Genomic DNA, 9,497 nt, shown 5'->3' with positions numbered 1-9,497 from the left:
AAAAAAAAGACGCCCCGGTTTCCCGGGGCGTAAAGAGAGGCCTTGCTGTACGACGCAGGCCGCAAGGGAAGGGAGCGGGATCAGCCGAGGAGCGACATGACCATGGACGGCATCTGGCCAGCCTGCTTGAGCATGGCGATACCCGACTGCAGGAGCATGCCGTTCTTGGCGGCGTTGGCGCTCTCGAGCGCGATGTCGGCGTCGAGGATGCGGCCACGGGCCAGGTCGGTGTTGTCTTTCATGTTGCCGAGGTTGTTGGCGGTGTGGTTCAGGCGGTTGATGTTGGCACCGAAGTTGGCACGCATGCTGCCGATGGCGTCCAGGGTGCTGTCCAGAGCGGTGATGCTAGCTTTGGAATTGGTGTTGTCGTCCAGCTTGAGCGCTTTCAGCTCGTCAGTCAGGGTTGTTTTCAGGGCGGCCATTTCAGCACTGACGTCGACGGTCAGGTTTTCAGCAGCAGTGGCACCGATCTGGAAGTTGACCGCCTTGGAGAACTTGCCGCTGTCGGTGAAGAGGTTGTCACCCGCGTAGGTGGTGTTGCTGAAGATGTTCTCCACTTCCTTGGCCAACTGGTCGAACTCGGCCTGGATGGAAGTGCGGTCCTTGCTGCTGTTGGTGTCGTTCGCCGACTGGGTGGCCAGGTCCTTCATGCGCTGGACGATGTCGGTGATCTCGTTGAAGGCGCCTTCGGCGGTCTGCAGCAGGGACGTGGCGTCCCCGGTATTGCGGATGGCGACACCCATGCCACGGGTCTGGGCATTCAGGCGGGTGGCGATCTGCAGGCCCGCAGCGTCGTCGGCAGCGGAGTTGATGCGCAGACCAGTACCCAGGCGTTGCTGATTGATCGACAGGCTCTTGTTGGTGCGGTTCAGGCTGGTCTGCGAGACCAGGGCGGAGTAGTTGGTGTGAATGGAAAGGGCCATGAGAACTTCCTCTGCAAGTTTCGTAATGGGCCGGCTGAACTGCCTGCCTGGAAACACAAAGCGACCGCGCTCGGACACGTCTTAAACCCTTTCCAGAGCTCATGCTTCAGCCGAGGGTGCCGACCACCTTGAGCCCCACCCGCTCGGGAATCTCGTTCTGCGAGAGCACGTGCAGACCCGGGCTGAACACCCGTGCGTAGCGCGCCAGCAACGGGCGCAGCTGCGGCATCACAGTGAGGATGGGCGGGTGTCCCTCACGGCGCAGGCGCTCCTTCACCGCCGGCATGGCGCCCTGCAGCTGGTTGAGCAGGGCCGGCTCCACCGGGATGGCATCCAGGCTCACCGGGCCGGACTGCTGCGCCAGGCTCAGGGCCCCGAGCAGGGTGTTCTCCAGCGCCGGGTCCAGCAGGAAGACCCCCAGCTCGCTGCGCTCACCGGCGATCTGCGACACGATGGTGCGGCGCAGGGCGTAGCGAACATCAGCGGCTAGCAGCAGGGGGTCCTTGGTGGTTTCGCAGCTCTCCAGCAACGCCGTAGCCAGGGTGGCCATGTCGCGCAAGGGCACCTCGTCCTGCAGCAGGTGGCGACAGGCCCGGTGGATGGGGCCAAGGCCTAGCTGGGCGCGCAGGGCTTCGGCCAGCTTGGGCGCCTCCAGGGCCAGGCGTTGCAGCAACTGCTCGACGTCATCGAGGCGCAGCAGGTCCGGCAGGTGCTGACGGATGACCTTGTTCAGGTGCGTGGCGATCACGCTGGCGCAGTCGATCACCTGGTAACCCAGGTTCAGGGCCCGTGATTTGTCCGTGGGTTCGATCCACACCACATGCATGCGATAGGCCGGATCGGTGGCGAGAATGCCGTCGATCTCGCCGTACAGCTCGGGGGAGGGGATGGCCATCAGCCGGTCGGCGTGGATCTCGGCGGACTCGATCGTCTGGCCGTTGATCTGGATGCTGTACTGCGCGGCCTTCAGGCGGAGGTTGTCGCGGATGCGGACCTCTGGCAGGAGGAAGCCCAGGTGTTCCGACAGCGCCTGGCGCACGCCACGGACCCGCTGCGGCAGGGGGGCGCCACCGGCTTCGTTGACCAGCCCCACCAGCTTGTAGCCCAGCGACAGGCCCAGGCGCTCGACCACCGGCAGGTCGTTCCAGCACAGCGGGTTGTCGTGCGGGCTGTCCATTGCCAGTGCCAGGGCCTCGGTGCGCTCCAGGGTCTGGGCTTCCCGGGGTGGGGCGTTGCGCGCCGCGCGCCAGGCCACGAAGCCGACCAGTGCGGCAAAGGCCAGGAACGCCATGTGCGGCATCCCCGGCACCAGCGCCAGCACCACCAGAATGCCGGCCACGGTGGCCAGCAACGAGGGCGAGGCCAGCAGCTGGCGCTGCACCAGGGCGGTCATGTCGGCCGACTCGTTGACCCGCGTGACGATGAGCGCCGCCGCCGTGGACAGCAGCAGCGCCGGGATCTGCGCCACCAGGCCATCGCCGATGGTCAGCAGGGCGTACTGGCGGAAGGCGTCGCCGCCGCTCATGCCGTGCACCAGCATGCCGATGGCGGTACCGCCGAAGAGGTTGATCAGCAGGATCAGGATGCCGGCGATGGCATCGCCCCGGACGAATTTCGAGGCACCGTCCATGGCGCCGTAGAAGTCCGCTTCCTTGGCCACCTCACGGCGCCGCTCGCGGGCCTGTTCCTGGTTCAGCAGCCCGGCGTTGAGGTCGGCGTCGATGGCCATCTGCTTGCCTGGCAGGGCGTCGAGGGTGAAGCGCGCGGTGACCTCGGAGATGCGCTCGCCACCCTTGGTGACCACCATGAAGTTGATGATCATCAGGATCACGAACACCACCAGGCCGACGATGAAGTTGCCGCCGATCACCACCTCGCCGAAAGCCTCGATCACCTTGCCCGCCGCGCCGCTGCCGGTGTGGCCGTCGAGCAGCACTACCCGAGTGGAGGCCACGTTCAGCGAAAGGCGCAGCAGCGTGGTGACCAGGATCACCGTTGGCAGCAGCGAGAAGTCCAGTGGGCGCTGGGCCGAGACGCTGACCAGCAGCACCAGGATCGCCAGGCCGATGTTGAAGGTGAACAGCGCGTCCAGCAGCAGCGGTGGCAGCGGCAGGATGATCATCGCCAGCACGCTGAGGATCACCAGCGGGATACCGATCCGCCCGCTGCGCAGGCTGTCCAGGAGTTGGGGGAGGGTGGGCATGGGTCAGCCTCGTTTCAGCAAGTCATCGGGAATCGTGAAGTGGTGCGGCGGCGAGGGCCGGGTCTGGCGGCCCTGGCGCCAGGCGCGCAGTTGCAGGATGTAGTGCAGCACCTGAGCCACCGCGCCATAGAGCGGGGCGGGTATCTGCTGATTGACCTGGGTGGTGAAGTAGATCGCCCTGGCCAGTGGGGGGGCTTCCAGCACTTCCAGGCCGCGGGCTGTGGCCAGTTGGCGGATGTACAGTGCCGTCTCGTCGACACCCCGGGCGATTACATAGGGAGCCTGCGCCCGCGTCGGGTCGTAGCGCAGGGCCACGGCGTAGTGTTCGGGGTTGACGATGACCACGTCGGCGTCGCCGATCACCCGGGTGATCTGTCGTTGGGCCATCTGGCGTTGCAGTTGGCGCACGCGGCTTTTCACCTCGGGGCGCCCCTCCTGCTGTTTATGCTCCTCCTTGCGTTCCTGGCGGGTCATGCGCTGCTTGCGCAGGAAGAAAAAGCGCTGCAGTGGCACGTCCAGTGCCGCGAACACCACGAACACCGTTACCAGTGCCAGTGCCGTATCGCCCATCAGGCGCAGGGCCCCGGTGATTGCCGTCAGCGTGTCGCCGCGCTGCAATGCCAGCACCTCCGGCAGGCGCAGGGCGAAGGTGAACCACGCCACTGCGGCCAGCACCGCCATCTTCAGCAGCGACTTCAGCAACTCCGTCCAGTTCTGCCAGGCCACCAGCCGGCCGAGCCCCTTGATCGGGTTGAGCCGCGACCCCTGGGGCTGCACGTTGCGCCAGGCGAACATCCAGCCGCCGGCCAGCAGCGACAGGGGCACCACCAGCAGCGGCACCACCAGCAGCGGCAGCAGCACGCCGGCCAGGGCCGCGATGGCGCGTCCGGCCAGGGCTTCGAGGTCGTCGTTGCCCTGCTGGCCCGGCGGCGGCAACTGGTGCACCTCGCGGAACAGGTGTTCCAGACCGTCGAGCATGACCGGCACGGTGGCCAGCAGCGCCAGCATCGCCACCAGCAGCGTGGCACCGGTGGCCAGGTCGCGTGAGCGTGCCACCTGGCCTTCGCGGCGGGACTTGCGCAGCTTGTGTTCGGTGGCTTCCTCGGTACGGTCCTGGGCGCTGGACTCAGCCATTGCGGGCCTCCTGCAGCAGGTTGCCGAGGCTGTCGAGGGTTTGCCGGGTCAGCTCCAGGTAATTGCCCGGCAGGTTCGCCAGGGTCAGCGACAGGCACGCCAGGCCCAGCACCACGGCGGCCGGAAAGCCCAGGGAGAACAGATTGAGCGCGGGGGAGATGCGGTTGAGCAGGCCGAAGCCGAACTGCACCAGGCTCATGCACACCACCATCGGCAGGGCGATCAGCAGCGCCGCAGCGAACATCCAGCCCAGGCCACTCAGCAGCGCATCCATGCCGGCATAGTTCAGGCCGCTGCCTACCGGCCAATAGAGGAAGCTCTTGTACAGCACGCTGACCACCAGCAGGTGCCCGTCGATGGCCAGGAACAGCAGCATCAGCAGGATGAAGTAGAGCTGGTAGATCGCCGAACTGGACGACACGCCATTCACCGGGTCGTTGTAGACCGCCATGCTCAGCCCCAGCAGGGTCGAGACCAGGTCGCCCACCAGGCTGAAGACGGCGAACACCAGTTGCAGGCTGAGCCCCAGCAGCACACCCACGGCGATCTGCTCCAGGGCGGCCAGCACGCCCGCTGCCGACAGCGGCGCCAGCTCTGGCGACACGGGCAGGATGCCGCCCAGGGCGGCGGTGAGCACCAGCGCCAGCAGCACCCGGGCGCGTATGCCGAGGGCACGGTGGCCGAAGCCGGGAGCCGTGGCGAACAGTGCCAGGGTCCGGCACAGGGGCCACCAGTAGCGGGCCAGGCTTTCCAGGGCCGTGGTGGCTTGCAGCAGGGGATCGCCGGCCATGCTCAGCCCACCAGCCGCGCGGCCTGGCGGAAGGACTCGATGAACAGGTCGCCCAGCCGGGTGAGAATCCAGTGCCCGGCCAGAACCAGCATCCCCAGGGTGATCAGCAGGCGTGGCAGGAAGCTGAGCATCTGTTCGTTGATCTGGGTTGCGGCCTGGAAGATGGCCACCACCAGCCCGCCCAGCAGGCTGGGCACCACCAGTACGCAGACGATCAGGGCGATGACTTCCACGGCGTGGGCGATGATGGCGACGGCGGTATCGGGGGTCAGCATGATGGTCTCCTCATCCGTCAGTAGGGCTGCACGCTGCCGGCGAGCGTGCCCACCGTCAGCGCCCAGCCATCCACCAGCACGAACACCATCAGCTTGAATGGCAGCGAGACCATCATCGGCGACAGCATCATCATGCCCATCGCCATCAACACGCTGGCCACCACCAGGTCGATCACCAGGAACGGCACGAAGAGCATGAAGCCGAGCTGGAAGGCGGTCTTCAGCTCGCTGAGCACGAAGGCGGGCAGCAGCAACATGAAGTCCACGTCTTCGCGGCGTTCGGGCAGGGTCTCCCCGGCCAGTCCGGCGATGGCTTCGAGTGAGGTGTGGTGGGTCTGCGCCAGCATGAAGCGGCCGAGGATGTCGCGCCCCTTGCCGAGCCCTTCCTGCAGGGTCACCCGGTCCTCTTCGAAGGGCAGGTAGACCTCGTTGTGCAAGGCCTGCCACACCGGCCGCATCACCAGCAGCGTGAGCACCAGGGCGATGCCCACCAGCACGTTGTTCGGTGGGCTCTGCTGCAGGCCCATGGCCTGGCGCAGGATGGACAGCACGATGATGAAACGGGTGAAACAGGTCATCAGCATCAGCATGGCTGGCAGCAGGCCGAGCAGGCTCATGAGGATCAGCACTTGCAGCTTGACGCTGAAGTCCTGCCCGCTGGCGGTGTCTTCCAGGTGGAACAGGGTCAGCTCGCCACCCGCTGCACCGGCCAGGCCCGGGCTCATCGCCAGCGAGGCGATGAGCATGCGCAGCCCGCCGTTCATGTGACGAGCCCCTTGAGGGGGTCGCCGGCCAGTTCGAGGATGCGCAGGCCATAGTTGCCGTTCATCACCACCACTTCGGCCTTGGCGAACAGCGCGCCGTTGACCTTCACGTCCAGTGGCTCGCCGGCGAGCTTGTCGAGGACGATCACGCTGCTGGCATCCACGTCCAGCAGGTCGTTGAGTGCCACCTCCACCGAGGCCACTTCGAGGGTGACATTGACCGGAATCTTGCCGAAGAAGCGCAGGTCCGGCGCGGTGGCAGCGGCGGTCACCGGAGCCACGTCATCGAGCGGGCCCAGGCCCAGGGAGTCGGCGCCCAGCAGGGAGCCGTCATCGTTGTCGAGCTGTGTGTCGTTCATGCGGTTTTCTCGCTTTCCAGGAAGGTGAGGAAGAGGGTGCCCTGGTCGTCGAACAGAGCACCGTGGAACAGCTTCTGGCGGTTGATGCACACCTCGACCCGCTCTTCCATGCGGATCAGCAGCAGGTCGCCAACCTTCAGTCCCAGCACGTCGGCCAGAGACAGGCGGGCCCGTGCCAGCACGCAGTCCAGGCGTACCGGCAGGCGCTGGATCGCTCGTGCCGGGTTGCCCAGTTGGCGCGGTGCGGCGGGCGCAGAGACGCGACGGATCAACTCGTCCGTCCAGGCCGCGTCCAGGTAGATCCGCAGGTCGCCGGTGCGCTCACTGAGGTGGCTGATGTAGCGCAGGGTGATGGCGTATTCCCAATGCACCTCGGCGTAGCTGTCGTGCTGGCGCTCCAGTGGTCCGGGGACGTCGCCGGCCAGCAGGGCCTGACCAAGGCGCGAGAGCACATGGTCGCCGAGGCGCTCGCGCATGCGCGCCTCCGAACTGCTTTCCGGCGGCAGTTCCTGGTTGGCCGGCAGCGCGCCGCCGTAGTAGCTCTCCAGCACCTCCCCCAGCAGGCTGCGGTCGATGCCGAAGCCCAGGTTGCCGATGGGGCTCTGGTAGATGCACTCGGGAGGGGTCTCGATCGCCTCGTCCACCTGCACGTCCTGCAGTTCGATGCTCAGGCGGTAGTGGCCGAGGAAGTAATCGCTGACCAGCCGCGGATAGCGGAAGGCGGTATCGCGCACATACCCCGGGATGCGGTGGTAATGCCGCCCCAGCTTCTGCGGCTGCAGGGTCGTGACCTGCTCGGCAGGCACAGCGTTATGGATTTTCGGGCTTGTGTTCATGGCTATCCTTCTGAGGCCGTTCGGGTGCCAGGTCCTTCAGTAAGCCTGGCAGTGCGTTGTCGGTCCTTTCCCAGCGGATGCCCTGATCGCGTGCCCATTCGCTTAATGAAGTGGGTCATTGCGATGGGGAAGACTCCTGCATCCGCGTGCGATTCGGATACTAGGAGTTGGCGAAGTTGGCTTTAAATCAATTGATCTCAAAAACCCCGCGCTGATGAATTCTTCGCATGACTGATAGGAAATAAGCCCATTTGTGTGCGGACTTTTCTGAGGCAGTGCTAGCGTCGTTTTCAGGCCAGCGAACCGACGCCTTCTGCGTCTTCCCGAGCCCTCCGATTCATCACCACGTTAACAATCTGGCGAACACGCCCAGGGCCGAACGGACCCCTGGGGGCGGGGACGACGTTGTCCCGAAGTTTCGCGACAGGACGTTTCGAATGGGGGTTACCACCGTGAACATGTTGAGCACTTTCCCTCTCACCGGGCATGACCCGCTTCGAGGTCTGGACCGGCCAGGGGGCTCGCCCTGGCGCCAGGCCCTGGTGATCGGCATGCCTTGGAGCGAACACCATGCACCGTTGCTGGAGGCCCTTTGCCTGGGCGGCTGCGAGGCGCGCACGGTCACTGACCTGGCCCAGGCTCGCGATGACCTGCGTGACGGTGGGCTGGCCTTCCTGTTGCTGGGCGACCTGCCCGTCGAGCAGACCTGCCAACTGGCATCCGAGCTGCTGCGCAACCCTGGCCTGACACTGGTGCCGGTGGTGGGCTATGCCGACCAGGAGCGTGCCGCTGCGCTGTTGGAGCTGGGATGCACCGACTACCTGCTGGCGCCTTTCGGCGACGGTCAGGTTGAGGCCCTGCTGTACCGCCTGGCCCGCGCCGCCCGCGCCGATGAGGGCTTCGTCACCCGTTCGCGCAGCGGCCGCCGCCTGCTGGCCCTTGCCCAGCGCATGGCGCCCTCGCGTACGCCGGTGCTGATCACCGGTGAAACCGGTACCGGCAAGGAGTTGATGGCGCGCTACGTACACCGCTTCTCCGCGACCGCGGATGCACCCTTCATAGCCGTCAACTGCGCGGCGATTCCCGAGTCGATGCTCGAGTCCATCCTCTTCGGCCATGAGCGAGGCGCCTTCACCGGAGCCGTCAGTGCCCAGCCCGGCAAGTTCGAACAGGCCAACGGCGGCACGCTGCTGCTGGATGAGGTGGGCGAGTTGCCCCTGGCTCTGCAGGCCAAGCTGCTGCGCGTGCTGCAGGAGCAGCGGGTGGAGCGCCTGGGCGGGCGCCGCGAAATCGAACTGGACGTGCGCATCATCGCGGCCACCAACCGCGACCTGCAGGCCGAGGTCGTCGCCGGGCGGTTTCGTGCCGACCTGATGTTCCGCCTGGACGTGCTCGCCCTGCACATCCCGCCCCTGCGCGAGCGTCCCGAAGACGTGTTGCCGCTGGCCCAGGCGCTGCTGGCCAAGCATGCCCCCCAGGATGTCGGGCGCGAACTGCTCACCGCCGAGGCATGCCGCCTGCTGCTGCAGCACGACTGGCCGGGCAACGTCCGCGAGCTGGAGAACTGCCTGCAGCGTGCGCTGGTGCTGCGCAACGGTCTGTACATCCAGCCTGGAGACCTGCGCCTGCAGAGTGCCCAGCCGAAGCCCCGCGAGGCGTTTCAAGGCCTTGGCCTGGCCGAGGGCGGACGTGCCGCGTTGCGGGCCAGCGCCAAGCTTGCCGAGTACCAGCACGTGATCGACACCATCCGCCGCTGTGGCGGCCACAAGAGCAAGGCAGCCGCCAGCCTGGGCATGACACCGCGGGCTCTGCGCTATCGCCTCAGTGCCATGCGCCAGCAAGGCGTGCTGCTCTGAACGGGAGGAAAGACCATGAACAGTATCGCCAGCGTCCAGCAGCAGTTGCTGGACATCCATCGCACTCTGGTAGAGGCCAGCCAGGGCAGCGTCCTGCCAGCAACCTCGTCTGCAGGTGCGCCGCCTGCCGGGCCGGGCGACAGCTTCATCGCCGCCCTGCGGGCGGTGGATGCCCAGCAGCATGCTTCCAGCCGGGCCATGGCCGACGTGGACAGTGGCCGCAGCACCGATCTGGTGGGCGCCATGTTGCAGAGCCAGCGGGCCAGCGTGTCCTTCAGCGCGTTGCTGCAGGTGCGCAACAAACTGGCCACTGCCTTCGACGACATCATCCGCATGCCGGTGTGATCCGGAACTGGG

General features: G+C 66.4%; 10 protein-coding genes. 2 read left to right on the top strand and 8 right to left on the bottom strand.

All coding sequences use genetic code 11. The features are described from left to right. Positions 1–80: 80 nt before the first annotated feature. The 8 genes from lafA to A9G05_RS08420 all read right to left on the bottom strand — a co-directional run bounded on the left by lafA (position 81) and on the right by A9G05_RS08420 (position 7,284). The gene (gene lafA, locus A9G05_RS08455) at positions 81–923 is read right to left on the bottom strand and encodes a lateral flagellin LafA (protein ID WP_069560544.1); all 843 of its coding nucleotides are present in this window, start codon (positions 921–923) and stop codon (positions 81–83) included. A gap of 106 nt (positions 924–1,029) precedes the next feature. After that, positions 1,030–3,126, bottom strand: a complete 2,097-nt coding sequence (locus A9G05_RS08450) for a flagellar biosynthesis protein FlhA (protein ID WP_069560543.1) — start codon at positions 3,124–3,126, stop codon at positions 1,030–1,032. A gap of 3 nt (positions 3,127–3,129) precedes the next feature. After that, entirely contained in the window at positions 3,130–4,260 is a 1,131-nt protein-coding gene (flhB, locus tag A9G05_RS08445; protein ID WP_069560542.1) for a flagellar type III secretion system protein FlhB, read from the bottom strand. Further along, positions 4,253–5,050 (bottom strand): flagellar biosynthetic protein FliR, encoded by a 798-nt coding sequence (gene fliR, locus A9G05_RS08440; protein ID WP_069560541.1) that lies wholly within the window; start codon positions 5,048–5,050, stop codon positions 4,253–4,255. The genes flhB and fliR overlap by 8 nt, the downstream gene beginning before the upstream one ends. A gap of 2 nt (positions 5,051–5,052) precedes the next feature. Beyond that, positions 5,053–5,325 carry a flagellar biosynthetic protein FliQ gene (locus A9G05_RS08435; RefSeq protein WP_044399931.1) on the bottom strand — a complete coding sequence of 91 codons (273 nt, stop codon included), beginning with the start codon at positions 5,323–5,325 and terminating at the stop codon, positions 5,053–5,055. Between the two features lie 17 nt (positions 5,326–5,342). Then, complete coding sequence (fliP, locus tag A9G05_RS08430; RefSeq protein ID WP_069560540.1) at positions 5,343–6,089, bottom strand: flagellar type III secretion system pore protein FliP; 747 nt, start codon at positions 6,087–6,089, stop codon at positions 5,343–5,345. Then, entirely contained in the window at positions 6,086–6,448 is a 363-nt protein-coding gene (locus A9G05_RS08425) for a FliM/FliN family flagellar motor switch protein (protein ID WP_069560539.1), read from the bottom strand. The genes fliP and A9G05_RS08425 overlap by 4 nt, the downstream gene beginning before the upstream one ends. Beyond that, the gene (locus A9G05_RS08420) at positions 6,445–7,284 is read right to left on the bottom strand and encodes a FliM/FliN family flagellar motor switch protein (RefSeq protein ID WP_069560538.1); all 840 of its coding nucleotides are present in this window, start codon (positions 7,282–7,284) and stop codon (positions 6,445–6,447) included. The genes A9G05_RS08425 and A9G05_RS08420 overlap by 4 nt, the downstream gene beginning before the upstream one ends. 437 nt (positions 7,285–7,721) lie before the next feature. Here A9G05_RS08420 and A9G05_RS08415 point away from each other — a divergent pair, with 437 nt between their 5' ends. Together A9G05_RS08415 and A9G05_RS08410 are read left to right on the top strand one after the other, a co-directional pair. After that, positions 7,722–9,140 carry a sigma-54 dependent transcriptional regulator gene (locus A9G05_RS08415; RefSeq protein WP_240915645.1) on the top strand — a complete coding sequence of 473 codons (1,419 nt, stop codon included), beginning with the start codon at positions 7,722–7,724 and terminating at the stop codon, positions 9,138–9,140. Positions 9,141–9,155: 15 nt separating this feature from the next. Next, positions 9,156–9,485 (top strand): flagellar hook-basal body complex protein FliE, encoded by a 330-nt coding sequence (locus A9G05_RS08410; protein WP_069560537.1) that lies wholly within the window; start codon positions 9,156–9,158, stop codon positions 9,483–9,485. Positions 9,486–9,497 lie beyond the last annotated feature (12 nt).

Source organism: Pseudomonas sp. ENNP23, from assembly GCF_001728945.1.
GTDB classification, from domain to species: domain Bacteria; phylum Pseudomonadota; class Gammaproteobacteria; order Pseudomonadales; family Pseudomonadaceae; genus Metapseudomonas; species Metapseudomonas otitidis.
The sequence above is the reverse complement of the archived record's forward strand: the minus strand, read 5'-3'. Positions and strand labels throughout refer to the sequence as shown.